The organism is Streptomyces sp. NPDC002386, from assembly GCF_053593175.1.
This window is the reverse complement of the sequence record NZ_JBSFBX010000005.1, coordinates 22710-49018: the sequence shown is the minus strand read 5'-3', so window position 1 is coordinate 49018 and position 26309 is coordinate 22710. Positions and strand designations below refer to the sequence as shown.

Here is a 26309-nt window from a genome sequence, read left to right as displayed (position 1 = left end):
CCGGGCGGCGGGTTCAGGCCTGGGCGGCCCGCCCGCCCGTGCGCAGCAGCTCCCGGCGGGCGTTGTTGCAGATCCGCAGCAGGTGCTTGGACACCGCGCAGGGCACGGTGTCCACATGGCACTGGCGGCAGGTCCGCATGTGGTGCTCGTACGTGAGGCGCGCGTTCTCGAAGGCTTCAGAGGACATGGACTTCTCCGGGCAGAGCACGCCCCTCGGACGTGCAAATTGACTGACTGGTACAACTGCGGAGAAGATCATCACGTTACTTGCGGTAGTGGAAAATCGCGGTTTCCCCGGCCGGAGCGGGACGCCGGGTCACGGCGCCCCGCTGCCTACGAGGCTCCTGTCCGGGGCGAGGGACCAGCCGAGGGCCCCGGAGTACGAGGTGCTGCCGTAGGTCCGCCCGGAGAGCAGAGCGGCACGGCCGGCCCTACTCGCCGGGCGCGAGGGCCTCGGCCAGCACGGCGGCCGCGTCGCGGATCAGCCGGTTGTCGACGGGCGCGTCCCTGGTGTCCTTCGTGGACAGCACGGTGAGCAGCAGGGGCGTCCCCCGGGTGGTCCAGGCGACGCCGATGTCGTTGGCGGTCGCGTAGTCGCCGGTACCCGTCTTGTCCGCGAGGACCCATTCCTGTGGCAGTCCGGCGCCGAACCGCTCGCCACTGGTGGTGTTGCCCTTCAGCCAGGTGATGAGCCGCTCGCGGTCGGCACGGGCGAGGGCCCGCCCCAGGGTCAGCCGCTGGAAGGCGGCACCGAGGGCTTCGGGCGTGGTGGTGTCGCGCGGATCGCCGGGGACGGCGGTGTTCAGGTCGGTCTCCCAGCGGTCGAGGCGGCTCACCGGGTCACCGAGCGACCGGAAGAACCGGGTGAGCCCCTCCGGACCGCCGAGCTGACGCAGCAGCAGGTTCCCGGCGGTGTTGTCGCTGTACTGGATCGCGGCGGCACACAGGTCGCCCACCGTCATCCCCGTGGCCACATGGGCCTCCGTCCGCGGGGAGTTGGCGAGGATGTCGTGCGGCGGGTAGTGGATCACCTTGTCCAGCGGCGCGCAGTCCCCGTGGTCGCGCAGCACGGCCGCGGCGGCGAAGGCCTTGAAGGTGGAGCACATCGCGAACGTCTCCCCCGCCCGGTACGCCACGGTGCGGCCGGTGCGCGCGTTCCGGGCGTGAACGCCGATTCGCGCGCCGTAGCGCCGCTCCAGATCGGCGAAACGGGCCCGGAGTTCGTCCGGCCGGGCGTCCGGAGCCGCCGTGGCGGGAGTGGAGGTCAGGGCTGGGGCCATCGCGGCGGCGGTGGTGAGGGCGACACCGGCCTTGAACAGGCGGCGGCGCGGCATCGGGCTGGCACTGGTCATGTGCGGAGTTCTCCCGGGTCGTCGGTGATCGGGCGTCGGCTCGGTGGATCTTCGTCGACCGGGACAGCGAAACAGCAGGACTCCACCCATGTCCAAGAGTGAACTTTGAAGGTCCCATACCCAATTGATATGACTGCTGGATGGATCTGCTCGCACACCTCGAGGCGTATGTCGCCACCGCGGACGAGGCGAGCTTCTCGCGCGCCGCCGACCGGCTCGGGATCGCCCAGCCGCTTCTCAGCCGCCGTATCAAGACGCTGGAGGCCCACTTCGGCGGCCTGCTGTTCGACCGTTCCCGGCGGCAGGTCGCGACGACGGAACTGGGCCTGCTGCTGCTCCCGTACGCGCAGGACGTCCTGGACCGCGCCCAGCGCCTCGAACAGGCCGCCAGGACCGCCCGCCGGGCCCAGGCACAGGCCGTCGGGGTGCCCGCCGACCGTGCGCCGGCGGCACTGGCACGGGTGATCCGCGCGGCGGCGGAACGCGGCATCACCCTCGCGGTGCGCGAACTGCCGCCCCAGGAGCGGGCGGTCCGGCTGGCGGACGGCTCGCTCGCGTACGCGCTGCTGCGCGTCCCGCCCGAACACGCCGCGTACCGGGTGCCGCTCGGCCTGGCGGGCGCGCCGCCCCTCGGCACGGAGCGGCCGCCGCGCGCCCCGCGGGGGCGTCCGGTCCATCTCGAGGACCTGCGGCCGCGCCGCGCCGCCGCCACCGGGGAACGGACCGTTCCCCTGCCGGTGCTGACTCCGACGGAGGACGAAGTGCCCTACGCGCGGGACAGGCTGGTCCGCGCCGCGGCCCGCGCCGGGCTGCCCGAGCGGCTGGTGCGGCCGGCCGGGCCGGCGGCCACGGCGCTGGCCGAGACCCTGGCCGGGCGGGCGATGCTGCTGTGCGACGAACCCTTCGCACGGCGGCACGGCGCCGGCTGGACGCCGCTCGCCAACGCCTCCCTGCACCGGGGGTACGACGTGCTGGGCGCCCGGCGTCGGCACCGCGGCGACGTGCCGGAGTGGCTGTGCGCGGTGCTGGCGGCGGCGGCCGGTGCCGAGGCCGCCGTACGCGCCGCCGGGGGGCCGGAGCCCACGGATGCCACGTCGCGGCTGGCGGCGCGCGGATGACGGGGGACACGGCGTACCGTCCGGCTCAGCTCCGCGGTGACGGCGCCCTTCTGGACGTCGCCGAGGAGATCGCCCGGGACTGGGCGGCACTCGGCGTCCGCGGCTCGTTCCTCGCCCGCGACATCGACAGCGGCGAGCAGCTCGGCTTCGACACCGAGGAGCCGGTTCCCCTCGCGTCCGTGGTGAAGGTGCCGTTCGCGCTGGTCGTGCTGGACCTGATCGCGAGCGGCGACCTGGATCCGGCCCAGCAGGTGACGGTCGACCCGGCCGTCGCCAGTGTCGGCCCCACCGGCATCGCGGCGTTCCGCCACCCGGTCACGGTGGCCGTCGCCGACCTGCTCCTCCTGATGCTCTCGGTCAGCGACAACGCCGCCGCCGACGCGCTGTTCGACCTGGTGCCGGTCGCCGAGGTGGACGCCCGGCTGCGAGCCTGGGGGTGCTCCGGCATCCGGGTACGGCACCGGATGAACCACATGTACGAGTGCGCGGCGGGTGCCGCGGGCAACGACTTCTCCCTCGCTCTGGAACTGGCCGTGCGCGACGAGCGGGCGGGACGGCACACCATCGAGACGCTCGACCCCGCACACGCCAACCTCGGCACCGCCTCGGCGCTGGTCGGCCTGCTCGGGCGGGTGTGGCGCGACGAGGTGGCGCGGCCCGGGGCCACGGCCGAACTGCGGCGGCTGATGGGACACCAGGTCTTCACCCAGCGACTGGCGAGCGAACTGCGCGCCGACAGCCTGCGGCTGAGCGGCAAGACGGGCACGTTCCTGCATCTGCGGCACGAGATCGGCGTGGTCGAAGCGGACTCCGGGACCCGGGTGGCCCTGGCCGCGCTCACCCGTGCGGACCGGCGGGCGGCCCAGGCACCGGACATCGACCTGGCGATCGGAATCGGCGCCCGGCAGGCGTTCGAGGCGCTGCGGCGGTGAGGCGCGGGCGAGCGGCGGGCAGGTGGGTGGCGGGCAGGTGGGTGGCGGTCAGGCGGATGGGGCGAGTACGGGTGAGGCTCGCGGACCGGCGGCGGGCTCTCAGCCTCGGCCGCCGCTGTAGTTCCGCCACTCGGGGCCGACGCGCTTCCACTCCTCGTCCCATTCGGCCAGCCTGCGCCGCACCTGCGCGTTGCGGACCAGCCAGCCGCCGGCCCAGACCGTCGTGCCGGTGACCTGGGCGACCAGGGCGCCGGTGAGGACCGTCTGCAGCATGGCCTCGGCCGAGGAGGCCGGTGCGGGCACAGACCGGCCCGTGCGGTCCGTCCACACCGTGACCTGGGTTCCGGCCGGAGCGCCGGGCAGGACCTTCGTCCGGCCCATGTGCACCTTGCCGTCCGGGCCCGTCCAGCGGGCCGTGGCCCAGACCCGGCCGTCGTCGTAGCCGCTGCCGGTGGCCGGGGTCTTCACCGCGCCGTCGGTGAGGACCGCGGAGACGGCGTGCACCTCGGCCCGCCGTGCGGTCAGTGTCGAGTCCACGGAGTGCGCCGCCGCCCAGCCGCCGATGACGGCGCCCAGCAGAGCGAGGATCCAGGTGGCGAGCACGACCCAGCCCTCGACGACGTCGCTGTGCCGGCGCAGTGGGTTGCGCCGCCAGCGCCACAGCCGGTCCCGAGTCACCGTCGTGGGAGGTGTCCGAGTCATCGGCCGCCGCCTCCTCTCGCATGCCGGCGGCCACGTGCCGGAGCGCGCGGGCCCGCTCGGCGTCCGGAGGATCCGGACCGGGATCCGGATCGCCACCCCACCATCGTGCACCCCGACCGCCGCGACCGCAGTACCGGCGGCGGTCCCGTGGCCGGTTCCCACCGCACCCGGGCACGCCGAGGGCGCCCGGCCAGGCCCGTGCGGGCCGGGCCGGACGCCCTCGGTCGGCCGGTCAGGCCAGGTCGAACCGGTCGAGGTTCATGACCTTGTCCCAGGCGGCGACGAAGTCCTTCACGAACTTCTCCTTCGCGTCGTCGCCCGCGTAGACCTCGGCCAGCGCGCGCAGCTCGGAGTTCGAGCCGAAGACCAGGTCGGCGCGGCTGCCGGCCCACTTCACCTCACCCGTGGCGGCGTCCCGGCCCTCGAACGCGGTCTGGTCCTCGGAGGTCGCCGACCACGTCGTGCCCAGGTCGAGCAGGTTGACGAAGAAGTCGTTCGTCAGCGAGCCGGGGGTCGTGGTGAGGACACCGAGCTGGGAACCCTCGGGGCCGACGCCCAGCACCCGCAGACCGCCGACCAGGACGGTCGTCTCCGGAGCGCTCAGCGTCAGCAGGTTGGCCCGGTCCAGCAGCAGGAACTCGGCCGGCAGGCGGTTGCCCTTGCCGAGGTAGTTGCGGAAGCCGTCGGCGGTCGGCTCCAGCGCCTCGAAGGACTCGGCGTCGGTGTGCTCCTCACCGGCGTCGACCCGGCCCGGCGTGAAGGGCACCTCGATCTGGAAGCCGCCCTCCTTCGCGGCCTTCTCCACCGCGGCGGCACCGCCGAGGACGATGAGGTCGGCGAGGGAGACCCGCTTGGCGCCGGAGGAGGCGTTGAACTCCTGCTGGACGCTCTCCAGGGTGCGCAGCACCAGCGCGAGCTGGTCGGGCTGGTTGACCTCCCAGCCGCGCTGCGGCTCGAGGCGGATGCGGGCGCCGTTGGCACCGCCGCGCTTGTCGCTGCCGCGGAAGGTGGAGGCGGACGCCCAGGCGGTGGTGACGAGCTGGGTGACGGTCAGACCCGAGTCGAGCAGCTTGGTCTTGAGGGCCGCGATGTCGGCGTCGTCGATCAGCTCGCCCTCGCGCTCCGGCAGCGGGTCCTGCCAGAGCAGGGTCTCCTCCGGAACCTCCGGGCCGAGGTAGAGCGACTTCGGGCCCATGTCGCGGTGGGTCAGCTTGTACCAGGCGCGGGCGAAGGCGTCCGCGAACTCCTGGGGGTTCTCGTGGAAGCGGCGGGAGATCGGCTCGTAGATCGGGTCGAGGCGCAGCGCCAGGTCGGTGGTGAGCATCGACGGGGCGATCTTCTTCGAGGAGTCGTGGGCGTGCGGGACGGTGCCCTCGCCCGCGCCGTCCTTCGGCTTCCACTGCTTGGCGCCGGCCGGGGACTCGGTCAGCTCCCACTCGTAGCCGAAGAGGTTGTCGAAGAAGCCGTTGCTCCACCGGGTGGGCGTGGTGGTCCAGGTGACCTCGAGGCCCGAGGTGATCGCGTCGGCGCCCTTGCCGGTGCCGTACGTGCTCCGCCAGCCCAGGCCCTGCTCCTCGAAGCCCGCGGCCTCCGGGTCGGGGCCGACGTGGTCGGCGGGGCCGGCGCCGTGGGTCTTGCCGAAGGTGTGGCCGCCGGCGATCAGCGCGACGGTCTCCTCGTCGTTCATCGCCATGCGGCGGAACGTCTCACGGATGTCGCGGGCCGCGGCGATCGGGTCCGGGTTGCCGTTGGGGCCCTCCGGGTTGACGTAGATCAGGCCCATCTGGACGGCGCCGAGCGGGTTCTCCAGCTCGCGGTCACCGGTGTAGCGCTTGTCGTCGAGCCAGGTGGTCTCGGGACCCCAGTAGACGTCCTCCTCCGGCTCCCACACGTCCTCGCGGCCGCCGGCGAAGCCGAAGGTCTCGAAGCCCATGGACTCCAGGGCGACGTTGCCGGCGAGGACCAGGAGGTCGGCCCAGGACAGGCTCTGCCCGTACTTCTTCTTGACCGGCCACAGCAGCCGGCGGGCCTTGTCCAGGTTGGCGTTGTCGGGCCAGCTGTTCAGCGGGGCGAAGCGCTGCTGGCCGGCGCCGGCGCCGCCGCGGCCGTCGCTGATGCGGTAGGTGCCCGCGCTGTGCCAGGCCATCCGGATGATGAAGGGGCCGTAGTGGCCGAAGTCGGCCGGCCACCAGTCCTGGGAGGTGGTGAGCACCTCGGCGATGTCCTGCTTCACGGCGGGCAGGTCCAGCGACTTGAACGCCGCGGCGTAGTCGAAGTCGGCACCCAGCGGGTTGGCGACGGCCGGGTTCTTGGCAAGGATCTTCAGGTTGAGCCGCTCCGGCCACCACTGACGGTTGCCACCACCCTGGGTGGGGTGCAGGGCTCGCCCGTGCGCGACGGGGCAGCCGCCGCTCGGCTCCTCCGACTTCGCGTCTGTGACGATCGCTTCGTGGTTCTCAGTCATGGCAATCCTTCCGAACGGAACGGAACTCTGTGCTCAGGAACTCAGGAACTCGGGAACTCGGGAACTCGGGAACTCAGGAAATACGGCCGGTGGAACAGTCGGGGCAGGTGCCCCAGTAGACGACCTCGGCCTCGTCGATCGAGAAGCCGCGGTCGTCGGACGCGGTCAGGCAGGGCGCGTCGCCGACCGCGCAGTCGACGTCGGCGAGGGCACCGCACGACCGGCACACGAGGTGGTGGTGGTTGTCGCCGACGCGGCCTTCGAACCGGGCGGCGCTGCCCGCCGGCTCGATCCGCCGCACGAGGCCGGCCGCGGTCAGCGCGTGCAGTGCCTCGTAGACGGCTTGCAGGGAAATGTGGCCCACGCGGTCGCGGACCCCGGAGGCGATCGCCTCGACACCGAGGTGGTCACCGTTCCGGACTGTCTCCAGCAGCGCGACACGGGCCGCCGTCACGCGCAGGCCGGCACCGCGCAGCTCCTCGGCGGTGGTCGGAGCACCGGATGCGGTCATGGGCCGAACCTACCCCTGTAAACACGAAGGGTTCAATGAAACGAAGCATCCAATTCTGGATTCCTGCCGACACCCGGCGTTCGCCTGCGCGTGGCTCTGCCCGGCATCGCCGGAGGCGTCGTGTGAACGCATCATGTGGCCGTACCGCTCACCGGACGGCGCGCCGAGCCGACGGGTCCTCCGAACGGGTGAGCGCGGGGAGATCGACGTCAGCGCGATGTCAGGGCCCGGTCAGCGACCGCTGCCACAGTGATGCGTGTGAACGGCGCGGGAGACCGGGCCGGGAACAGGGAGAGGTGCCCGGAGTGGTTGATCGGGGACCGAGAGCACGCTCGAGGTCGGACCCCGCGAGGGGTCCACGCAGGTTCGAATCCTGCCCTCTCCGCCGCCGTGAGCCCCGGGCACCGGTGCGTCGCCGTCGTCGGGTGCCGACCGCCGCGTACCGACCGCCGCGTCCCGGCCGTCGCGCGTCGACGCCTGGGCCACCGGCCCACCCACCGCACCCGCTCGCCCGCCGCTCCCCCACCGGCGGAACGAACGCCGGCCCTGCCCGCTCCTGCGCCGGCATCCGCAGCCGGCGGAACCGGCGAGGCGGTCGACCCGCTCCCACCGTCGCCCACTGCCGTCACGGTCGGCCGCGACACGCCGGGCGCACCGGCCACGGCACCGCCGTCGGGCAACGGGGCAGCGTTGCGGGGACACGGGCCTTTCACTCGTATGGATGCCAGGGTGGCGCCGTCCGTGGCATGCACCGGGCCGATTCGTTCGGCAGCAGTGTGATGTCTGCAACGCGACGTGAATGCAAAGGCGCGAACGGGCAACGTTCCCCTTTATGCCCCACGCAACCCTCCCGCGGCAGGTGATGTGATGACCACGGCGACGACCCGGACCACCCGGACGCCGCCCACACGAACCGGCGATACCAGGGCCGGTTCCGCCCCGCCAGCCGCCCGGCCCGCCCTGCCGTCCCTCACGGGGCTGCGCTGGGTAGCGGCACTGCTGGTCTTCGGACTGCACGTGAACAACTTCGGCTACTTCGGCGGCGAGGCCGGCCGCATCGTCCTGTGGGGTTTCGGGGCGGGCGCCACGGGGGTGTCGTTCTTCTTCGTGCTGTCCGGTTTCGTACTGACGTGGTCCGCGCGCCCCCACGACCGCGCACCCGCCTTCTGGCGACGGCGCATCGCGCGCGTCTACCCGGTGCACCTGGTCACCCTGGGCATCGCCCTGCTCATGGCGTACGCACTGCCCCACCAGCCGAGACCCACCTCCGGACAGGCACTGTCCAACCTGCTGCTGGTGCACTCGTGGTGGCGTCCCTGGTGGCAGACGCTGAACCCGGTGAGCTGGTCGCTGGCCTGCGAGGCGTTCTTCTACGCGGCCTTCCCGCTGCTGTTCCTGCTGCTGCGCCGACTGGGCGCCCGGGGCGCGACGGTGCTCGGCGTGCTGTCGGTGGTGGCCGTGCTCGTCCTGGCCCGGGCGGACGCCCACCACTGGACGGAGCAGGCCCTGTACTCGATGCCCGCCGCCCGGCTCCCGGAGTTCGTGCTCGGCGCCGTCGCGGCCCGGCTGGTACTGCTCGGCCGGTGGCGCGGACCCGGCCTGGAGGCCTCGCTGGCGCTGGCGGTCATCGGCTACTTCCTGGTGCCCCAGGTGACACCCGGCTACTCGGCCACCGTCTGCACCATCGCCGGGTTCGCCCTGCTCATCCCGGCCGCGGCCGACGCTGACCTGCGTGGCCTGCCGTCGCTGTGGCGGCGCCGGCGGCTGGTGCGGCTCGGGGAGCTGTCCTTCGCCTTCTACATGATCCACCTGCTGGTCCTGCGCGCGGGCACCCAACTGCTTGGCACGAAACCGCACTTCGGTCTGCTCGCGGGCCTGACGGTGACGGCGGTCGCCTTCTCCGTGTCGCTGGCGCTGTCCTGGGTGCTGTACGAGGCGGTGGAGCGGCCCGCGAGGCGCCTGCTGCTGCGCCGCCGGCGGACCGGCGGCGAGTCACGAGAGCCGCGCGAGCCGGTCGCCGGAACGCGGGAGGCCCCGGCGCCCGCCCGGGACTGACGGGCGCCGCCCGCGACTTCGGCACCTGCCCCGCGTCACCCGTTCGCGGGATCGCGTGCATGACCTGGCGCCGAACAGGAACCCGCTCTTCGTACAGCCGACGAGAACGAGAGGTGTTCCTGTATGTCGCAGGTCGAGGAGTCCGTGCGGGTCGGCGTCCCGGTGCGCACCGCCTACAACCAGTGGACCCAGTTCGAGACGTTCCCGGAGTTCATGGAGGGGGTGGAGCGCATCGAGCAGCGCACCGACACCCTCACCCACTGGGTGACCAACGTCGCCGGTGTACGGCGGGAGTTCGACGCGGCGATCACGGAGCAGCGGCCGGACGAGCGGGTCGCCTGGACCACCGTGGACGGCGAGGCGAAGCAGGCCGGTGTCGTCACCTTCCACCGCATCGACGACTCCACCACGAAGGTCATGCTGCAGATGGAGTTCGAGCCCGAGGGGCTGGCCGAGACGGTCGGCGACAAGCTCGGTGTCGTCAAGCGGCGGGTCTCCGGGGATCTGCACCGGTTCAAGGACTTCATCGAGCAGCGCGGCGGCCGGGAGACCGGGGCGTGGCGCGGCGGGACGGCCGGTCCGGGCGGCAGCCCGACGGCCGGTCCGGGCGGCGGCGGGACGATCTGATCCGTCGCGCGCCCGAGTGATGTGTCTAACAGTACGGAGAGGTCTTCCTGATCCTGGGTAGACGGCCTCCGACACCGGCCCGGCGGCCTCGGCCGCCGGGCCGTCCGGGGTTCCGCCGCTCGCGGCGTGGGCCCCTGCTGTCTGTCGTACGGAGGCCATCGGCCCGCAACCGGCCGGACGGGAGCGGAGCCGGGCCGCGCGGAAGGGAGAGGATTCACGTGCCGGAGCAGGATGCGGCCGCGTCGGCGTCTCGTGTGGTGAGCACGTTTCTGGAGCGGCGTCAGGAGCAGATCGCGCAGCGCTGGGCGGACGCTCCCTTGTTCCGCTCGGTGTTCACCGTCTCCCGCGACGAAGCGGTCGAGGCGTGCAAGGCCGTGCTGGACGCGCTCGCGGACGTGGCGATGAGCGGCCGGTTCGAGGACATCGACGCCCCCGGTTTCGGCACGGTGCGTGAGCAGCTCGGCCGTATGGCCGCGACCCGGGCCCGTACGGGTTCCAGCCCGGGGCAGATCTCCGACGAGGTGGCCTCGCTGCGCGGCCCGGCGGTCGATCTGCTGCGCGAGGAGTTCTCCGATCCGTCGGGACCCGAGGCGCAGGAGGGTCAGCTCGCCCTGACCCTGATCATGGGCACCCTGCGTCTGGTGGTGATGGAGACGGCGCTGCACGCGGGTGAGGACCTGATCCACCGGCAGCGGCAGCAGCTGCTCGAAGTGGCCACGCCCGTCATCCAGTTGTGGGAGGGCACCGTCGCCGTGCCGCTGATCGGCACCCTGGACAGCGCGCGCAGCCAGGTGGTCATGGAGTCCCTGCTGGAGGCGATCGTCGAACAGCGGGCCCGGTACGCGATCCTGGACATCACCGGTGTGCCCACCGTGGACTCGCTGGTCGCGCAGCACCTGATGAAGACGGTGGCCGCCGCGCGGCTGATGGGCGCGGAGTGCATCGTCTCGGGCATCAGGCCGGCGATCGCGCAGACCATCGTGCAGCTCGGCATCGACCTCGGGACGGTCGTCACCCGGTCCTCGCTGGCCGACGCGCTCGCCTACGCGCTCGGCCGGCAGGGCATCGAGGTCTCCGCCCGCACGGGCGCCGGGGCGGGCACGCGGTGATCCAGCCCTTCTCCGGTCAGGTTCAGGTGCCCGTCCTGGCGCTGGGCGACATACTGCTCGTCTCGCTGCAGGGCGAGTTGCACGACGGCATGGCCGAACAGCTCCAGCACGACATCTCCAGCCGTGTCGCCGCCAGCAGGGTGACCGGTGTGGTGATCGACATCTCCGGCGTCGAGATCGTGGACTCCTTCCTCGGCCGGGTGCTCGCGGAGATCGCGTCGACGGCGCGGCTGCTCGCCGCCCGTACGGTGCTGGCCGGTATGCGGCCGGCGGTCGCGATCACCCTGGTCGAGCTGGGGCTGACCCTGCCCGGTCTGACCACCGCTCTCGATGTCGACCGCGCCATGGAACTGCTCTCACCGGAGGAGAAGTGATGCCGGCGTCGTCCGGCCAGGCCTGCTCGACCCGTCTGCCCATCGGCTCGGACGGGGATCTGGCCTACGTCCGGCAGCAGGTGCGGCAGTCCGCGGCGGCGCTCGGCTTCGGCCTGGTGCAGCAGACCAAACTGGTGACCGCGGCCAGTGAACTGGCCCGCAACACGCTGGTGCACGGCGGCGGCGGGCGTGCGGAGATCACCCCCTTGGAGCACGGCGGCGTTCCGGGGCTGCGGATGCGCTTCACCGACGAGGGCCCGGGCATCCGGGACCTGGACCTGGCGATGACCGAGGGCTACACCTCCGGCGGCGGTCTGGGTCTGGGACTGAGCGGTGCCAAGCGGCTCGTACAGGAGTTCGCCGTGGACACCGCGCCCGGCCGGGGCACCACGGTGACGGCCGTCGCCTGGGTCACTCCGGTGCCGCCGGCCAGGACGGCGGTGTGATGGGCCGGGTGTGGGAGATCCCGGTGCACGACTCGACACGGGTCCGGGACGTCCGGGTCGCGGCCGAGGCCGCGAGCGCCGTCGCGGGTCTCGGTCAGGAGCGCACCGCGGCGGCCGCGCTGGTCGCCACCGAGCTGGCGACCAATCTGCTCAAGCACGCCGACGGGGGCCGCATGGTGCTGAACCTGGTGGACGGGCCGGACGGCGACGCGCCGTCGGTGCAGCTGTGCTCGCTCGACCAGGGGCCGGGCATCGCGGACGTCGGCACGGCCCTGCGGGACGGGTTCAGCACCGCCGACGGATCCCTCGGGGCGGGCCTGGGCAGTTGCCATCGGCTCGCGAACGCCTTCCACCTGCACAGCGTCCCCGGCAGCGGAACGGTGGCGACGGCCCGCGTCGACCAGGTGGCCGCCGCCCGGGCCGGCGGCGCCTCGGCGCGGGAGGTACCGGTGGGCGGAATCACCGTCGCGCTCGACCATGCGGAGCACTCCGGGGACTCCTGGAGCTGGGCGCGCTCCGGTCCCCTGCTCACGCTGCTGCTGGCCGACGGTCTCGGGCACGGCGCCAAGGCGGCCCACGCCTCCACCGCCGCGGTCGAGGAGCTGCGCGGTACCGCGCATCTGCCACCGGTCGAGATACTGCGCCGTCTGCACACCGCCCTGCGGCGCACCCGGGGCGCGGCCGCCGTGGTGGCGCAGGTGGACACCGAGCGGCGGGAACTGCGCTTCGCGGGGGTGGGCAACGCCGGCGCCCGGCTGCGCACGGGAGACACCTGGACGTCCCTGATCTCCCATCCGGGCATCGTCGGGGCCTACTTCCCGGCACAGGTTCCGCTGCGCAGGATGCCGTGGCACGCGGACAGCCTGCTCGTCGTGCACAGCGACGGGCTGCCGGGCCGCTGGGCGCCGCCCGACGACCCCGGGCTGCTCGCCCGCGACCCGACGGTGGTCGCCGCGACGATCCTCCGCGACGCGAGCAGCCCCGCCCGCCCCGTACGCGACGACACCAGTGTGGCCGTACTGGCCCCCGACCGCCGGACCAGCTCCCATGACAGCCGCCCGTGACCTCTGGACCATCGACTCGACCGCCGACGCGGCCCGCGCCCGTGCCGTGCTCGCGCGGCTGACGGCGGACGCCGGCCTGCCCGCGCTCGACCGTGCCCGGTTCCTGACCGCGTTCACCGCGCGGCTGCGCCGCTGTATCGGCGAGGGCGGCGCCGAGGTCACCGTCCGCGCCGACGCCTCCGGGCAGTTGCACGTCGCGGTACGGCGACCCGGCCGGCCCGGGGCGTGGCGGCACACCCTGACCTGTCCCCGCCCGGTGGCCACACCGCTGCCCACGCCCGCCGAGCTGGACGGCACGCGGCTCGCCGAGGCGCTGCTGGACGCCGACGCGGACGCGGACGCGGTACTGGAGAGCCTGACCGAGACGGAGGAGATGGTCGCCTTCCACCGGGACGAACTCCACCAGACCAACCAGGGGGTGCTGGCGCTGCACGCCGAGCTGGAGGCGGCGGCGCTGGCGCAGGACGAACTGCTGGACGCGGAACGGGCGGCACGCACCGCGGCGGAGAACGCCCGGCGGCTGCTGACGTTCCTGGCGAACGCGAGCGCCGCCCTGAACGCCTCCCTCGAACACGACGACATCCTGCGCAGGCTGCCCGACCTGCTCGTCCCGGAGTACGCCGCCGACGTCGACATCTGGCTCGCCGACGACGGGCGCACGCCGACGGACACCCGGGCGGTCGCCACGCTCACCGCGGCCCGCACGGGCCGCCCGCAGCACGCGGCCCGGCACCCCGGCGAACTGCCCGGCGTGGACGACCTGCCGCCCTCCCCCCTCTCCCCCGAACGGCCGCTGCTGTGCATCCCGCTCGGCGCGCGCACGGTGCAGGGGGTGCTGACGCTGACCGCGCCGGGCGAGCGATTCGACCCGGACTCCACCGTGATGCTGCTGGAGCTGGGCCGGCGGGCGGGGATCGCGCTGGACAACGCCCGCCAGTACGAGCAGCACCGGGACGTCGCCGAGGCGCTGCAGCGCGCGCAGCTCACCGAACTGCCCGAGGTCCGGGGGGTGTCACTGGCCGCGCGCTATCTGCCCGCGACCCGCGGCCTGAACATCGGCGGCGACTGGTACGACGCGTTCCCGCAGCCCGACGGCAGCGTCCTCGCGGTGATAGGGGACGTCACGGGGCACGGGCTGCGCGCGGCGGTGATCATGGGTCAGCTGCGCACCGCCCTGCGCGCGTACGCCGTCGAGGGCAACGGCCCCGCCCGCATCCTCACCCTGCTGCACCGGATGCTCCGCCACCAGCAGCCGGAGCTGTACGCGACCTGCGCCGTCGCCCGTTTCACCCCGGGCGACCCGACGGTGGTGTGGGCCGCCGCCGGGCATCCGCCGGCCGTCACCCGGGATCCCGACGGCAGGGTCGGTGTCCTGGACCTCAAGCCGGGGATCATGCTGGGTGTGCCCCTGGCGTACGAGTACGAGGAACACTCGGTGCGACTGCCGGCCGGCTCCACGCTGGCGCTCTACACGGACGGTCTCGTGGAGCGGCGGTCGGCCGGGATCGACGCGGGCATCGACCGGCTCGCCCGGGCCCTGGAGGCCCTCGGGGCCGCGGAGTTGGACGACCTGGACGCGGCGGCCGAGTCGCTGCTGAAGCCGATGCTGCACGACTCCGAGCACGACGACGACGTCTGTCTGCTGCTCTGCCGCACCTCGGAGTCCTGAACAGCCGTGCGCCGGCCCCCGCGCGAGGGGGCCGGCGCACGCGACGACGTCACTGCGTGGAGCAGGTGCTCCCACCGGCCGGGTTCAGCAGCCCGATGACGTCGATGCTGTCGCCGCACAGGTTCAGGCCGAGGTCGACCGGAATCTGGGTGACGTTGCCCGAGAGGACGCCCGGGCTGTTGCTGGCGGTACCGGTCGTGGGGTCCGGGTCGGCCGCGTGGGCGGCCGTCGTGCCGGCCAGCGCGAGGGAGCCCGCGAGAACCGCCGCCGTGGCAAAGCTACGCATACGCATGTGTGTTGCCTCACTGGTTGACGTAGGGACCCTCTCATCACACCGGCTGGGCGCGGCGGCCGCCTGTTGGAATACGCCGTTGGGTGACCGGCGCAGGTCAGGGGCGGTTCAGGAGGCGGAGGAAGCGTTTCCGGAGCGGGTCGTCGCCCGCAGTTGGCCACGTCGCCGCTCCACGGCGGGGCGCCGTCGCCGCGGGCCGCGCCCGGTGGCGTCGAGCGGGACGCCCGCCGTCTTCGGCGCGCTCTCGCCGTCCTCGGCCGGGGAGGGGCGCCGGCCTTTCACGTGGGGGAACGGTCCCGGGACCCGTCGGGGCCGGCGGAGGCCGGCGCACCGAGGGCCCCGGGCCGGGGCGTCCGAAACCGGGGAGCCGTGCGGCCTGTCCCGTGGGGTGAAGTCGGGTCGGGAACGCGGAGTGTCGTCCGCGCTTCCGGCCCTTCGGACACGCACCCGGACCCGGGTACCGTCGGCGGGGTCAACCGCCCCCAGCCGAAAACGGGTTCGGAGGAGGGCCGTTGCTTGACCCGCGAGCGGACCGGCACACGGCCGCCCGCATTCGCCACCCTAGGTGCTGCGCGCGGACCGCGCAGTTCGGCCGGCGCCGGCCGACGACCGAGCCCGCTCCCGCGCGCCGGGCGGACGCGCGGGAGCGGGGCGTGCGTCACGGGAACGAGGTCACCTTGGAGGGAACGGTGTCCGTCCCCGAGGTGGGCGCGCCCGTGCTGTTGACGACATGGGCGTACTGGCCCTTGCCGCCGAGGGAGATCACCTGGAGGTCGTGCATCCTGACCCCCGTGGTGACCGGGACCTGGAAGCCGTGCGCCTGCACGATCGTGGGATCGGACGTGTAGTTGCAGTAGCTGCCGAGGCCCCACGCCTCGTGCGTGGTGACCGAGTCGGCGACCTTGTAGGCCGCGTAGCCGACGATGCCGTCGTGGGTGATGGCGGCGGCGTTCGGGGCGTCGTACGCCTTCTCGTTCTGGAAGAAGATCGTGCGGCCGCGTTCTCCGCTCCAGTACACGTCGTACTTGTTGAAGTGCTCGACGAACAGACCGGTGGCGAGGACGTCGTCACCGTTGACGCGCAGGCCGTAGTCGGCGCGGTTGGTGTCCCAGCCGGTGCCGCTGCCGTGGTCGGCGCGCCAGATCCAGGTGTGGTCGACGATGACGTCGTCGCTGTTGACGACGACGGAGTTGGTGGCGAGGCCGGGTCCGGCGCCGCCGATCCGGACGAACACGTCCTGCATGGTGGTGGGGTTGGCCGAGTGGTCGGCGGTGGCACCGGGTTCGCCGATCCGCAGCAGGGTGTCGGAGTTGACGGGGCCCGCGTCGATGAGGAAACCGGCGAGCTTCACACCGTCGACGTCGGCGACGTGCATGGCGTCGACGCCGTTGTCCGGGACCAGGGTGGCGAGACCGAGCCCGAGGACCACGGTGTTGGCGCGGGTGACGTCGATCGTCCGGTCGAGGTGGTAGACGCCGGGGGTGAAGAGGAGGTTGAGGCTCTGGGCGAGGGCCGCGTTGATGGTGGCGGCGGTCGCGCCCGGCTTGACCACGTAGAACTGGTCGAGCGGCAGGGAGGTGCCCGCGTCGGCCGGCCAGGAGACGCCGCGGGCGTTGGTGCGCTTGGCCGGGACGAACACCTTGTAGGCGGTGCCGTCCAGGTAGAGGAACGGCTTCTCGCGCGAGACCGGTGTGGTGTCGAGGGTGGTGTAGGGGCCGTTGTCGAAGTTGGTCGCGGGCGCGCCCTGCACGCCGGAGAAGGTCATGTTCCAGACGCCGTTGGTCCAGCCGCCGACGGAGCTCTCGCGGGTGTACCACTGCTGCTGGGAGTAGGGGCCGACGGTGCCGTCGATCTTCGAGTCGGCGATGTAGCCGCCGGAGGCCCAGCCGTAGCCGTTGGGGGCGAGGTTGAGGCCGCCCTGGACGTGGATGCGGCGGAACGGGGCGGCCTGGGCGACCGCCCAGCGGTCGGTCCCGTTGGACGGCCTGATGGCGAGGTTCTCCGCCGAACGCCAGAAGTTCTGGGTGGCGTTGCCGTTGAACCAGCCCGCGTCCACGGTGGCGTCGCCGTTGATCTGGGTGTCGTCGGGGTTCATGCCGAGGCCGGAGATCGAGGTGTAGAAGCCGATCTGGGCGTTGATGCCGTTGTAGGTGCCCGGCTTCAGCAGGAACTGGTAGCGGCCGGTGCCGAACTGGTTCGACTCCTGCTGCTTGAAGACGTCGTCGAACTTCTGCTGCAGGTTCGGCGTGGAGGGGTCGACCACGATGACGTTGGGGCCGAGGTCGCCGCCGCCCTGGACGGGCGGTTCGTCGCCGGAGCCGGTGTGCACGGCGGCCTCCCACAGGGAATAGCCGTAGCCGGTGCCGCGGGCGGTGCCGTAGACCCGGACGTAGCGGCCGGTGCCGCTGACGTCGTAGGAGGCGGTGCCGCCGGCCGCGCCGGTGACGCTCTTCAGGGTGTTCCACGTCTGGCCGTCGGAGGACGCCTGGAGCTGGAAGTCCTTGCCGTACGCCGCTTCCCAGCTGAGGTCGATCCGGCAGAGGTCCTTGACCGCGCCGAGGTCCACCCGGAGCCACTGCGGGTCGGTGGCCTGGCTGGACCAGCGGGTGCCGGTGTCGCCGTCGAAGGCGGCGGAGGCGGGGGTGCCGGCGTTCTCGGTGGAGGACGCGGTGGCGGGCCGGCCCTGCGCGGCGTTGGCGGTACCGCAGCCGGTCCGGCCGCCGCCCGTCGTGCCGTAGACCTGGAACTCCCAGAGGGAGTAGCCCCATTGGGTGGCGCGGTGCATGCCGAGCATGCGCACGTAGCGGCCCTGTCCGGAGACGTCGAGGGTGTCGACGCCGCCGTCGGAGCCGGTGACGGACTTCAGGTCGGTCCAGGTGCTGCCGTCCTTGGACAGCTGGACCTTGTAGTCCTTGCCGTAGGCGGCCTCCCAGGTGAGGACGACCTGGCTGACCGTGGCGGTGGCGCCCAGGTCGACCTGGTACCACTGGTCGTCGGTGGCGGCCGAGGACCAGCGGGTGCCGGTGTCGCCGTCGACGCCCTTGGCGGCGGAGGTGCCGGCGTTCTCCTCGGAGGACGCGGTGGCCGTCTTCCCCTGCGACAGCGGGGTTTCGGCCGCGGCGGCGGGTGGATGGGTGGTGGGCAGGGCGATCAGTGCCGCCGTGGCGGCCAGCGCGATGCCCAGGGATCTCAGTCTCATGTGGTGGCTCCATGCGGCTGCGGAGGTCAGGAAGCTGACCCCATGGCTTAGTTCATGTTTTGATTTAAGTGATGAGCCAAGCGGGCGGCAAGCCTTCGGAAGTCAAAACCTGAAATACGCGCGACCTGGCGTGCCCGTGCGCCAACTCCGCTACCGCGTCTGGTTCTTGACCATTTCCAGCAGCGCGGCGTGGGTTTCGTCGTCGGCGGCCGCGATCAGTCCGCCCGCGCCGCTGTGCGGGGGCCGGCCGTCGATGCCGGTCACCGTGCAGCCGGCGGCCTGGCACAGCGCGATCCCGGCGGCGAAGTGCACGCTGTCGCGCAGGTCGCCGTCGGTGACGTACGCGGCCCTGCGGCCCGCGGCGACCCAGGCGACCGCGAGGGTGGTGGACACCACTCGGGGGCGGAACCGCCGGCCGAAGCCGGGGTCGGCCAGCAGCCGGACCGCCTGGAAACCGGGAGCGTTGGGGAACGGCGGGTCGAGGTTGACGTCCACCAGCCGGGACTCCGGCGAGGGCGCCGGCTTCTCGTCCCGGCCGTCGCGGTGGACCAGGGCGCGGTGGCCGTCGGTCCAGAACACCTCGTCGCCGAACGGGTCGGCCGTCGCGGCCGCGGTGATCCCGTCGCCCTCCCGCAGCGCCACGTTCACCCCCACCAGCATGTTCCGCACGGCGTAGTTGAGGGTGCCGCACAGCGGGTCGACCAGCCAGCGGCGCCGGCTGCCCGCGGCACCGCTGCTGCCGCTCTCCTCGGCCGTGACGGCGTCGCCGGGCCGCGCGGTGCGCAGGACGTCGAGGATGGCCTTCTCGGCCGCGAGGTCCGCCGCCGTCGCGAAGTCACCGGCCGACTTCTCGAAGCGGTCCAGGCGCCTGCCGTACATCTCGCGGACCACCGCGGCTCCCGCCCGCGCCGCCGTACGGGCGAGGTGGGCGTCGGACCCCGAGTCGGTCATCTGCATGCGGGCAGGATAGCCGTCTCCCCCTTCCGCCGAACTTCACCTCCTCCCGGTCGAGTTGACCCGTTCAGCACTCCGTCGGGGAGACCTCGTCGAGCGGGGTCTCCCAGTCCAGCCGGCGGTTCGGCATGTCGTCCTCGCGGGGCGCGCCGGGGGCCGCGGAACCGTCCCGCGCCGGACTGTGGGTACCGCGCGAGATGGCGCCGCTGACGGTGATGTTGCGCTCGGCGCGCGGTCGGCGGTGGCGCTCGTACGCGGTGAAGGCGGTCCGCGGGTCCGGGAGGTCGCGCAGGGCCTTGGCGAGGACGACGGCGTCCTCCAGGGCCATGGAGGCGCCCTGGCCGGTGGCCGGCGAGGCCGCGTGCGCCGCGTCGCCGAGGAGGAGGACGCGGGCGGTGTGCCACGGGATGCCCAGCGGCATCTCGGTGGCGTCGGTGGCCATGAGGGTCTCGCCGCAGGCCTCGACGATGTCTCCGGCGGGCGTGGCGTCCTCGCGCAGCAGCGGGAGCAGTTCGCCGCGCAGTTGCGCGGGTGCGGGGCTCGCGGCGCCGCCCGCGGGCATGGGGTCGCCGTCGACCCGGGCGAACCAGTACGTCTCCCCCGCCGGAGAGACCGCGTACCCGAACGCGGCCCGGCTGCCGCGCACCATGGTGATGACGCCGGTCGCGCCCGGCGCGGGTGCCGCGCCGGTGTAGCCGTAGTAGACGCGCTGGCCCGCGTACCGGGGCCGGGCGGCGGGCGCCACGACCAGCCGGCGTACGGCCGAGTTCAGGCCGTCGGCGCCGATCAGCAGGTCTCCGGTGGCGCTGCTGCCGTCGGAGAATCGCGCGGTCACGCCGTCGGTGGCTTCGTCCACGGAGACCAGGCGGGCTCCGTGGCGCAGGGGCGTGCCCCGCCGGACCGCCTCGGCCTGCAGGGCCGCGTTGAGATCGCCGCGGCGCAGGCAGCGGTAGCGCAGCGCGGGGTCGTCGGCACCGGCGAGCGGCGCGCGCGCCACCTCGCCGCCGCCGCTGTCAAGCAGGCGCAGGGAAGTCAGCGGAAAACCGATGGCGGTGACGGCGTCCGTGGCGTCGATCTGCGCCAGGGCACGCATGCCGTTGGCCGCGAGGGTCAGAAAGGCGCCGAGGTCCTCGGCGGTGCCGGGGTGCGCCTCGAAGACGGCGACGTCGTGCCCGGCCTTGCGCAGGCCCAGCGCGGCCGCCGTGCCCGCGATACCGCCGCCGATCACCAGAATGCGTGCCATCGGTACCACCCACCGTTCCGTTCGCGTGCCCCGACGGGTGGCAGAGCTACGCCATCGACGGCCGGGCGGGCAAACCGGCACGCCCACATCCGGTCGCCTCCGCAAGGGACGGGCGGCCACAGGGACCGGGCCCCGGGCCGTTCGGGAGACCGGGCGGCGACTGGCGCGATGACGACCATGATCCCGGCCCGTGCCGGGCACCGCTGGCACACTGCCTGATCGACGTGCGGAGCAGCACGGCGTCCACGAGAGGCGGTACACCATGTCCCTGTCCGAGCCGGCCGCTCCGCGGCCCGCCGATCTGCTGGCCGCCATGCCCTTCGCGGCGGGCCTGGGCATCGAGCTGCCCGAGGCCGGCGCCGAGCGCACGGTCGGCGTTCTCGCCTGGTCCCCGGAGATCTGCACGGCGGGTGGCGCGCTGCACGGCGGCGCGCTGATGGCGCTGGCGGACAGCGTCGGCGCCGTGTGCGCCCACCTCAACCTGCCGGCGGGGGCCACCGGCACCTCGACGGTGGAGTCCAAGACCAACTTCCTGCGGGCGGTCACCGCCGGGCACGTCCGCGCCACGGCCCGCCCGCTGCACGTCGGCGGCACCCTCGTGGTGGTGCAGACCGAGCTGCGGGACGACCGGGACCGGCTGGTCGGCCTGACCACGCAGACCCAGATCGTGCTGCGGAAGAGCGGGTCCTGATCCCGGGCTGACACCGCCCCGCCCCTCGCACTCCCCGCGCCGCGAGCGGGCAATGGAGTAAAGAAAACGTATGGTCTAGTCCAAGGACCTCTTTGGACTAGACCAACTCATTGACGTGACCGCAACAGCTCCCGGACGCTGGGGCGACTCCCCGCTGGGCAACCCCCACCCCCACCCCCTGGAGGCACGCAGTGAGACCTCTTCGCGCATGTCTGGGTGCGGCGGCCGCCGTCGCACTGGCCGCCGCGGGCACCACCGCCCTCGTCACCACCAGCGCCTCCGGCGCCACCAACGCGCTGAGCGACCGGTGGTACGCCGCGGCCCCCTACCTGATGCCGACGGACAACGACCCGCCGGACGCGGCCGCCATCATGGACGCCACCGGCCTCAAGGCGTTCCAGCTCGCCTTCGTCCTCGCCCCGAACGGCGGCGGCTGCTCCCCCACCTGGGGCGGCACCTCCCCCGTCTCCTCCGACACCGCCGTCCAGTCGGTCATCAACACCATCCGCGCCAAGGGCGGTGACGTCTCCGTCTCCATCGGCGGCTACGGCGGCACCAAGCTCGGCCAGGCGTGCGCCGACCCGGCCGCCACGGCCGCGGCCTATCAGCAGGTGATCACCAAGTACGGCCTGCACGCCATCGACTTCGACCTCGAGGAGCCGGAGTACGAGAACAGCGCCGCGATCAGGAACGAGATCGGCGCCGCGAAGATCCTCCAGCAGAACAATCCGGGCCTGTACGTCTCCGTGACCACCGCCGGCACGGCGGACGGCACCGGCTGGTTCGGCAAGCAGATGCTGCTGGAGGCCAAGTCCCAGGGGTTCACCCCGAACAACTTCTCCATCATGCCGTTCGACGGCGGCTTCAGCGGGGCGGCGAGCCAGACCGCGGCGCTGACCGACTTCAACTCGATCCTCCGGTCGACCTTCGGCTGGGACCAGGCGACCGCCTACGCCCACGAGGGCTTCTCCGGCATGAACGGCCGCAGCGACACCGGTGAGTACTTCTCCCAGGCCGACTTCCAGACCGTGCTGGACTACGCCACCGGTCACCACATGGACCGGTTCACGTTCTGGTCCCTGAACCGCGACCGCCAGTGCACGCCGGCCGACAACGGAGGCCGCACGTCCGGCACTTGCTCGAGCGTGGCGCAGAGCTCCTGGGACTTCGCCAAGTACTCCGTGAAGTTCGCGGGCGTCACCCCGCCCACCACGACACCCACTCCCACCCCGACCCCGACCCCGTCTCCGGGCACCTCCTGCAAGACCGCCTGGAGCTCGGCCGCGGTGTACACGAAGGACAACGAGGTCTCGTACGGCAAGCACAACTGGAAGGCCAAGTGGTGGACCCAGAACGAGGTGCCCGGCGCCTCGGAGTGGGGTCCCTGGCAGGACGAGGGCGCCTGCTGAGCCGCTTGACGTGCTCGGACCAAACCTGGCGCCGAACAGCTGTCCCTACCGCGGACACACGGCGCGACCTGCGCGATTGGTACATCCGGGCGTACGGTCGTAGCGTCGATGTGCACGCGGTCGGACACGGAACGGCAGTGGGAGCGGCCATGCGCGGATCATTGGTGGGAACGGCAGTCACGCTCGCGGCGGGAGCCATGCTCACGGCGGCCATGACGACGGCCTCCGCGACTCCGCCGGGCACGTCGGCCGCGCAGGCCCGGCGGACGCAGCCGGTGCTGGTCGACTGCTCCTTCCAGCGCACCGTCCGCCCGGCCGACTACATCCTGGCCTGCGGCGACGGCAACAGCCGCCTGCTGGGGCTGCACTGGACCAAGTGGGGCTCCCGGGCGGCCGTGGCCGAGGGCCTGAACGCGGTCAACGACTGCAAGCCGTACTGCGCGGCCGGCAAGTTCCACTCGTACCGGGTGACGGTGCGGCTGGACAGCCCGGCCCCGTGGCAGAAGCATCCCGGCGTCCAGCGGTTCAGCCGGATCACCCTCACCTACGAGGGCGCCCGGCCCGCGGGCTTCGACCAGGTCGTGAGCTACCCGCTGCCGAGCTGACCGGCACCTCCCGACCGGCACCGAGCCGGTCCGTACGCCCGCGCGCCGCGGCCGGTGACATCCGGCCGCGGCGCGCGGGCGCCGCCGTCAGGCGATCTCCACCAGCAGGTCTCCGCCCTCCACCTGCTGGATCCGGTTGATGGCCAGCCGGGACACCCGGCCCGCCTTCGGCGCGGTGATCGTCGCCTCCATCTTCATCGCCTCGATGGTGGCCACGGTGGCGCCGGCAGCCACCTCGTCACCCTCGGTCACGGCGAGCGTCACCACGCCGGCGAACGGCGCCGCCACGTGGCCCGGGTTGCCCCGGTCCGCCTTCTCCGTCACCGGCACGTCCGAGGCCGCCGCCCGGTCCCGCACCTGGATGGGCCGGATCTGGCCGTTGAGCGAGGACATCACGGTGCGCATACCGCGCTCGTCGGCCTCGCCGACCGCCTGCAGCTCGATCAGCAGCCGGACACCGGGCTCCAGGTCGACGGCGTACTCCTTGGCCGGGCGCAGGCCGTAGAAGAAGGCCTTGCTGTCCAGCACGCTGGTGTCGCCGAAGCTCTGGCGGTGCGTGTCGAACTCGCGGGTCGGGCCGGGGAACAGCAGCCGGTTGAGGGTCGCGCGGCGGTCCTTGGCCAGCCCGTCGCGGTCCTCGGCGGACAGCTCGGGCGCCGGCCTGGCAGCCGACCGGCCCTGCAGGGCCTTGGTGCGGAAGGGCTCGGGCCAGCCGCCGGGCGGGGTGCCCAGCTCGCCGCGCAGGAAGCCGATCACCGAGTCCGGGATGTCGAACCGGTCCGGGGTCGCCTCGAAGTCCTCCGGCGAGACCCCGGCGCCGACCAGGTGCAGCGCGAGGTCGCCGACCACCTTGGACGACGGGGTCACCTTGACCAGCCGGCCGAGGATCCGGTCGGCGGCGGCGTACATCGCCTCGATGTCCTCGAAGCGGTCGCCGAGGCCGAGGGCGACGGCCTGGGTGCGCAGGTTGGAGAGCTGCCCGCCGGGGATCTCGTGGTGGTAGACCCGCCCGGTCGGGGAGGCGAGACCCGCCTCGAACGGGGCGTAGATCCTGCGCACGCCCTCCCAGTAGGGCTCCAGGTCGCCGACGGCGCCCAGGTCGAGGCCGGTGGGCCGGTCCGAGTGGTCGGTGGCGGCCACGAGCGCCGACAGAGAGGGCTGCGAGGTCGTACCGGCCATCGAGGCCACCGCGCCGTCGACCGCGTCGGCGCCCGCCTGGATCGCGGCGAGGTAGGTCGCGAGCTGGCCGCCCGCGGTGTCGTGCGTGTGCAGGTGCACGGGCAGGTCGAACTCGCGGCGCAGCGCGGTGACGAGCTTGGCGGCGGCCGGGGCGCGGAGCAGTCCCGCCATGTCCTTGATCGCCAGGACGTGGGCGCCGGCCTCGACGATTCTCTCGGCGAGTCGCAGGTAGTAGTCGAGGGTGTAGAGCCGCTCGGCCGGATCGTTGAGGTCGGCGGTGTAGCAGAGGGCGACCTCGGCGATCGCGGTGCCGGTCTCCCGCACGGCCTCGATGGCCGGCCGCATCTGGCCCACGTCGTTCAGGGCGTCGAAGATGCGGAAGATGTCGATGCCGGTGGCGGCCGCCTCCTGCACGAAGGCGTCGGTCACCTCGGTCGGGTACGGGGTGTAGCCGACGGTGTTGCGGCCGCGCAGCAGCATCTGCAGGCAGATGTTGGGCACGGCCTCGCGCAGGGCGGCCAGCCGCTCCCAGGGGTCCTCGGCCAGGAAGCGCAGCGCGACGTCGTACGTGGCGCCGCCCCAGCACTCCAGGGACAGCAGCTGCGGCAGGGTGCGGGCCACCACCGGGGCGACGGCGAGGAGGTCCTTGGTGCGCACCCGGGTGGCCAGCAGCGACTGGTGGGCGTCGCGGAAGGTGGTGTCGGTGACCCCGATGGTCGGCGACTCGCGCAGCTGCCGGGCGAATCCCTCGGGACCGAGTTCGACCAGCCGCTGCCGGGAGCCGGCCGCGGGCTCCCCGGCCGGGAGCGAGGGCAGCTTGCTGACCGGGTCGAGCAGCTCGGGCCGTTCGCCGTGCGGCTTGTTGACGGTGACGTCGGCCAGGTAGGTGAGCAGCTTGGTGCCGCGGTCGGCGGAGTGCCGGGAGGTCAGCAGGTGCGGGCGCTGCTCGATGAAGGAGGTGGTGACCCGGCCCGCCTGGAAGTCGGGGTCGTCCAGGACCGCCTGCAGGAACGGGATGTTGGTGGCCACGCCGCGGATGCGGAACTCGGCCACGGCGCGCCGGGCCCGTCCGACGGCCGCCTGGAAGTCCCGGCCCCGGCAGGTCAGTTTGACCAGCATGGAGTCGAAGTGGGCGCTGATCTCCGTACCCGCGTGGGTGGTTCCGCCGTCCAGTCGGATGCCGGAGCCGCCCGGGGAGCGGTAGGCGCTGATCCGGCCGGTGTCCGGGCGGAAGCCGTTGGCCGGGTCCTCGGTGGTGATGCGGCACTGCAGGGCGGCACCGCGCAGGGTGACGGTGTCCTGGGACAGCCCGAGGTCGGCGAGGGTCTGGCCGGAGGCGATGCGCAGCTGGGCCTGGACGAGGTCGACGTCGGTGACCTCCTCGGTGACCGTGTGCTCGACCTGGATGCGCGGGTTCATCTCGATGAAGACGTGGTTGCCGTCGCGGTCGAGCAGGAACTCCACGGTGCCCGCGTTGCGGTAGCCGATCTCGCGCGCGAAGCGCACCGCGTCGTCGCAGATCCGCTCCCGCAGCCCGGGGTCGAGGTTGGGCGCGGGCGCCAGTTCGATGACCTTCTGGTGGCGGCGCTGGAGCGAGCAGTCGCGTTCGAAGAGGTGGATGACGTTGCCCTCGCCGTCGGCGAGGATCTGCACCTCGATGTGGCGCGGGTCCACGACGGCCTTCTCCAGAAAGACGGTCGGGTCGCCGAACGCGGACGCGGCCTCGCGGGAGGCGGCCTCGATGGACTCGCGCAGCTGGGCGGGCTCCTCCACCCGGCGCATACCGCGACCGCCACCGCCGGCGACCGCCTTGACGAAGACCGGGAAGCCGATCTCCTCGGCGGCCCGCACCAGTTCGTCCACGTCGTTGGAGGGCGCGGAGGAGCCGAGCACGGGTACGCCGGCGGCGCGCGCGGCGGCGACCGCGCGGGCCTTGTTGCCGGTCAGCTCCAGCGTCTGCGCGTCCGGGCCGACGAAGGTGATGCCCGCCTCCTCGCAGGCGCGGGCCAGTTCGGGGTTCTCGGAGAGGAATCCGTACCCGGGGTAGACGGCGTCCGCGCCCGCCCGGCGGGCCGCGCCCACGATCTCCTCGACGGAGAGGTAGGCCCGCACGGGGTGCCCCGGTTCCCCGATCTCGTACGCCTCGTCGGCTTTCAGCCGGTGCAGTGAGTTGCGGTCCTCGTGCGGGAACACGGCGACCGTGCGCGCACCGAGTTCGTAGCCCGCGCGGAACGCGCGAATCGCGATCTCCCCACGGTTGGCGACCAGCACCTTGCGGAACATCCTGGATTCCCTTCAGCTGCCTGGCGGCGAC

22 protein-coding genes and 1 pseudogene are annotated in these 26309 nt (G+C 72.9%); 13 read left to right on the top strand and 10 right to left on the bottom strand.

The genetic code is table 11. From position 1 onward, the window contains the following. Positions 1-13: 13 nt before the first annotated feature. Entirely contained in the window at positions 14-187 is a 174-nt protein-coding gene (locus ACWCPN_RS12180) for a hypothetical protein (protein ID WP_365129304.1), read from the bottom strand. A gap of 244 nt (positions 188-431) precedes the next feature. After that, positions 432-1352: a class A beta-lactamase gene (gene bla / locus ACWCPN_RS12175; protein ID WP_451204607.1), complete on the bottom strand. Its 921-nt coding sequence runs from the start codon at positions 1350-1352 to the stop codon at positions 432-434. A gap of 140 nt (positions 1353-1492) precedes the next feature. Between bla and ACWCPN_RS12170 the strand changes: the two genes are divergently transcribed. Beyond that, positions 1493-2470 carry a LysR family transcriptional regulator gene (locus ACWCPN_RS12170; protein WP_451204606.1) on the top strand — a complete coding sequence of 326 codons (978 nt, stop codon included), beginning with the start codon at positions 1493-1495 and terminating at the stop codon, positions 2468-2470. After that, a complete protein-coding gene (locus ACWCPN_RS12165; RefSeq protein WP_365129310.1) occupies positions 2467-3402 on the top strand; it encodes a serine hydrolase in 936 nt (311 codons plus the stop codon). Before ACWCPN_RS12170 ends, ACWCPN_RS12165 begins: the two co-directional genes overlap by 4 nt. Before the next feature lie 99 nt (positions 3403-3501). Here ACWCPN_RS12165 and ACWCPN_RS12160 read toward each other — a convergent pair whose 3' ends face one another. The 3 genes from ACWCPN_RS12160 to ACWCPN_RS12150 form a co-directional block, all read right to left on the bottom strand. Then, on the bottom strand, positions 3502-4104 hold the full coding sequence (locus tag ACWCPN_RS12160; RefSeq protein ID WP_451204604.1) for an Rv1733c family protein: 603 nt from the start codon (positions 4102-4104) through the stop codon (positions 3502-3504). A 232-nt stretch (positions 4105-4336) separates the two neighbouring features. Further along, positions 4337-6568, bottom strand: coding sequence for a catalase/peroxidase HPI (gene katG, locus ACWCPN_RS12155; protein WP_451204603.1), 2232 nt, complete (start codon positions 6566-6568; stop codon positions 4337-4339). Between the two features lie 73 nt (positions 6569-6641). Then, positions 6642-7079: a Fur family transcriptional regulator gene (locus ACWCPN_RS12150; protein WP_451204602.1), complete on the bottom strand. Its 438-nt coding sequence runs from the start codon at positions 7077-7079 to the stop codon at positions 6642-6644. Between the two features lie 290 nt (positions 7080-7369). On the opposite strand from ACWCPN_RS12150, the pseudogene ACWCPN_RS12145 reads away from it, so the two are divergent. From ACWCPN_RS12145 to ACWCPN_RS12110, 8 genes and pseudogenes are all read left to right on the top strand, one after another. Next, positions 7370-7464, top strand: a pseudogene (locus ACWCPN_RS12145). A gap of 482 nt (positions 7465-7946) precedes the next feature. Next, on the top strand, positions 7947-9134 hold the full coding sequence (locus tag ACWCPN_RS12140; RefSeq protein ID WP_451204600.1) for an acyltransferase family protein: 1188 nt from the start codon (positions 7947-7949) through the stop codon (positions 9132-9134). Between the two features lie 123 nt (positions 9135-9257). Then, positions 9258-9761, top strand: a complete 504-nt coding sequence (locus tag ACWCPN_RS12135) for an SRPBCC family protein (RefSeq protein WP_451204598.1) — start codon at positions 9258-9260, stop codon at positions 9759-9761. Between the two features lie 212 nt (positions 9762-9973). Beyond that, positions 9974-10870, top strand: a complete 897-nt coding sequence (locus ACWCPN_RS12130; RefSeq protein WP_451205251.1) for an STAS domain-containing protein — start codon at positions 9974-9976, stop codon at positions 10868-10870. Then, positions 10867-11244 carry an STAS domain-containing protein gene (locus ACWCPN_RS12125; protein WP_451204596.1) on the top strand — a complete coding sequence of 126 codons (378 nt, stop codon included), beginning with the start codon at positions 10867-10869 and terminating at the stop codon, positions 11242-11244. The genes ACWCPN_RS12130 and ACWCPN_RS12125 overlap by 4 nt, the downstream gene beginning before the upstream one ends. Beyond that, positions 11244-11690: an ATP-binding protein gene (locus ACWCPN_RS12120; protein WP_451204594.1), complete on the top strand. Its 447-nt coding sequence runs from the start codon at positions 11244-11246 to the stop codon at positions 11688-11690. The genes ACWCPN_RS12125 and ACWCPN_RS12120 overlap by 1 nt, the downstream gene beginning before the upstream one ends. Continuing rightward, positions 11690-12754, top strand: a complete 1065-nt coding sequence (locus ACWCPN_RS12115; RefSeq protein WP_451204592.1) for a SpoIIE family protein phosphatase — start codon at positions 11690-11692, stop codon at positions 12752-12754. The genes ACWCPN_RS12120 and ACWCPN_RS12115 overlap by 1 nt, the downstream gene beginning before the upstream one ends. After that, positions 12738-14423 (top strand): PP2C family protein-serine/threonine phosphatase, encoded by a 1686-nt coding sequence (locus tag ACWCPN_RS12110; protein WP_451204590.1) that lies wholly within the window; start codon positions 12738-12740, stop codon positions 14421-14423. The genes ACWCPN_RS12115 and ACWCPN_RS12110 overlap by 17 nt, the downstream gene beginning before the upstream one ends. 49 nt (positions 14424-14472) lie before the next feature. Here ACWCPN_RS12110 and ACWCPN_RS12105 read toward each other — a convergent pair whose 3' ends face one another. From ACWCPN_RS12105 to ACWCPN_RS12090, 4 genes are all read right to left on the bottom strand, one after another. After that, on the bottom strand, positions 14473-14709 hold the full coding sequence (locus ACWCPN_RS12105) for a chaplin (protein ID WP_199213115.1): 237 nt from the start codon (positions 14707-14709) through the stop codon (positions 14473-14475). 664 nt (positions 14710-15373) lie between these two features. After that, positions 15374-17914 (bottom strand): discoidin domain-containing protein, encoded by a 2541-nt coding sequence (locus ACWCPN_RS12100; RefSeq protein ID WP_451204587.1) that lies wholly within the window; start codon positions 17912-17914, stop codon positions 15374-15376. Between the two features lie 150 nt (positions 17915-18064). Beyond that, positions 18065-18871 carry an inositol monophosphatase family protein gene (locus ACWCPN_RS12095; protein WP_451204585.1) on the bottom strand — a complete coding sequence of 269 codons (807 nt, stop codon included), beginning with the start codon at positions 18869-18871 and terminating at the stop codon, positions 18065-18067. Between the two features lie 64 nt (positions 18872-18935). Then, positions 18936-20111 carry an FAD-dependent oxidoreductase gene (locus ACWCPN_RS12090; RefSeq protein ID WP_451204584.1) on the bottom strand — a complete coding sequence of 392 codons (1176 nt, stop codon included), beginning with the start codon at positions 20109-20111 and terminating at the stop codon, positions 18936-18938. Positions 20112-20373: 262 nt separating this feature from the next. Here ACWCPN_RS12090 and ACWCPN_RS12085 point away from each other — a divergent pair, with 262 nt between their 5' ends. From ACWCPN_RS12085 to ACWCPN_RS12075, 3 genes are all read left to right on the top strand, one after another. Next, entirely contained in the window at positions 20374-20802 is a 429-nt protein-coding gene (locus ACWCPN_RS12085; protein WP_451204582.1) for a PaaI family thioesterase, read from the top strand. Between the two features lie 191 nt (positions 20803-20993). After that, positions 20994-22211 (top strand): chitinase, encoded by a 1218-nt coding sequence (locus ACWCPN_RS12080; RefSeq protein WP_451204580.1) that lies wholly within the window; start codon positions 20994-20996, stop codon positions 22209-22211. Positions 22212-22360: 149 nt separating this feature from the next. Beyond that, positions 22361-22816 carry a hypothetical protein gene (locus ACWCPN_RS12075; protein ID WP_451204578.1) on the top strand — a complete coding sequence of 152 codons (456 nt, stop codon included), beginning with the start codon at positions 22361-22363 and terminating at the stop codon, positions 22814-22816. An 87-nt stretch (positions 22817-22903) separates the two neighbouring features. Here the strand turns inward: ACWCPN_RS12075 and ACWCPN_RS12070 are convergent, their stop codons facing one another. Beyond that, positions 22904-26278: a pyruvate carboxylase gene (locus tag ACWCPN_RS12070; protein ID WP_451204576.1), complete on the bottom strand. Its 3375-nt coding sequence runs from the start codon at positions 26276-26278 to the stop codon at positions 22904-22906. Between the last annotated feature and the right edge of the window lie 31 nt (positions 26279-26309).

What these genes read in the sequence shown, in the direction of transcription:
- bla (WP_451204607.1), bottom strand. Translation starts at nt 1,352, where the DNA reads ATGACCAGTGCCAGCCCGATGCCGCGCCGCCGCCTGTTCAAGGCCGGT.
- ACWCPN_RS12120 (WP_451204594.1), top strand. Translation starts at nt 11,244, where the DNA reads ATGCCGGCGTCGTCCGGCCAGGCCTGCTCGACCCGTCTGCCCATCGGC.
- ACWCPN_RS12110 (WP_451204590.1), top strand. Translation starts at nt 12,738, where the DNA reads ATGACAGCCGCCCGTGACCTCTGGACCATCGACTCGACCGCCGACGCG.
- ACWCPN_RS12075 (WP_451204578.1), top strand. Translation starts at nt 22,361, where the DNA reads ATGCGCGGATCATTGGTGGGAACGGCAGTCACGCTCGCGGCGGGAGCC.
- ACWCPN_RS12090 (WP_451204584.1), bottom strand. Translation starts at nt 20,111, where the DNA reads ATGGCACGCATTCTGGTGATCGGCGGCGGTATCGCGGGCACGGCGGCC.
- ACWCPN_RS12170 (WP_451204606.1), top strand. Translation starts at nt 1,493, where the DNA reads ATGGATCTGCTCGCACACCTCGAGGCGTATGTCGCCACCGCGGACGAG.
- ACWCPN_RS12160 (WP_451204604.1), bottom strand. Translation starts at nt 4,104, where the DNA reads ATGACTCGGACACCTCCCACGACGGTGACTCGGGACCGGCTGTGGCGC.
- ACWCPN_RS12135 (WP_451204598.1), top strand. Translation starts at nt 9,258, where the DNA reads ATGTCGCAGGTCGAGGAGTCCGTGCGGGTCGGCGTCCCGGTGCGCACC.
- ACWCPN_RS12150 (WP_451204602.1), bottom strand. Translation starts at nt 7,079, where the DNA reads ATGACCGCATCCGGTGCTCCGACCACCGCCGAGGAGCTGCGCGGTGCC.
- ACWCPN_RS12180 (WP_365129304.1), bottom strand. Translation starts at nt 187, where the DNA reads ATGTCCTCTGAAGCCTTCGAGAACGCGCGCCTCACGTACGAGCACCAC.
- ACWCPN_RS12100 (WP_451204587.1), bottom strand. Translation starts at nt 17,914, where the DNA reads ATGAGACTGAGATCCCTGGGCATCGCGCTGGCCGCCACGGCGGCACTG.
- ACWCPN_RS12085 (WP_451204582.1), top strand. Translation starts at nt 20,374, where the DNA reads ATGTCCCTGTCCGAGCCGGCCGCTCCGCGGCCCGCCGATCTGCTGGCC.
- ACWCPN_RS12115 (WP_451204592.1), top strand. Translation starts at nt 11,690, where the DNA reads ATGGGCCGGGTGTGGGAGATCCCGGTGCACGACTCGACACGGGTCCGG.
- ACWCPN_RS12165 (WP_365129310.1), top strand. Translation starts at nt 2,467, where the DNA reads ATGACGGGGGACACGGCGTACCGTCCGGCTCAGCTCCGCGGTGACGGC.
- ACWCPN_RS12070 (WP_451204576.1), bottom strand. Translation starts at nt 26,278, where the DNA reads ATGTTCCGCAAGGTGCTGGTCGCCAACCGTGGGGAGATCGCGATTCGC.
- ACWCPN_RS12140 (WP_451204600.1), top strand. Translation starts at nt 7,947, where the DNA reads ATGACCACGGCGACGACCCGGACCACCCGGACGCCGCCCACACGAACC.
- ACWCPN_RS12105 (WP_199213115.1), bottom strand. Translation starts at nt 14,709, where the DNA reads ATGCGTAGCTTTGCCACGGCGGCGGTTCTCGCGGGCTCCCTCGCGCTG.
- katG (WP_451204603.1), bottom strand. Translation starts at nt 6,568, where the DNA reads ATGACTGAGAACCACGAAGCGATCGTCACAGACGCGAAGTCGGAGGAG.
- ACWCPN_RS12095 (WP_451204585.1), bottom strand. Translation starts at nt 18,871, where the DNA reads ATGCAGATGACCGACTCGGGGTCCGACGCCCACCTCGCCCGTACGGCG.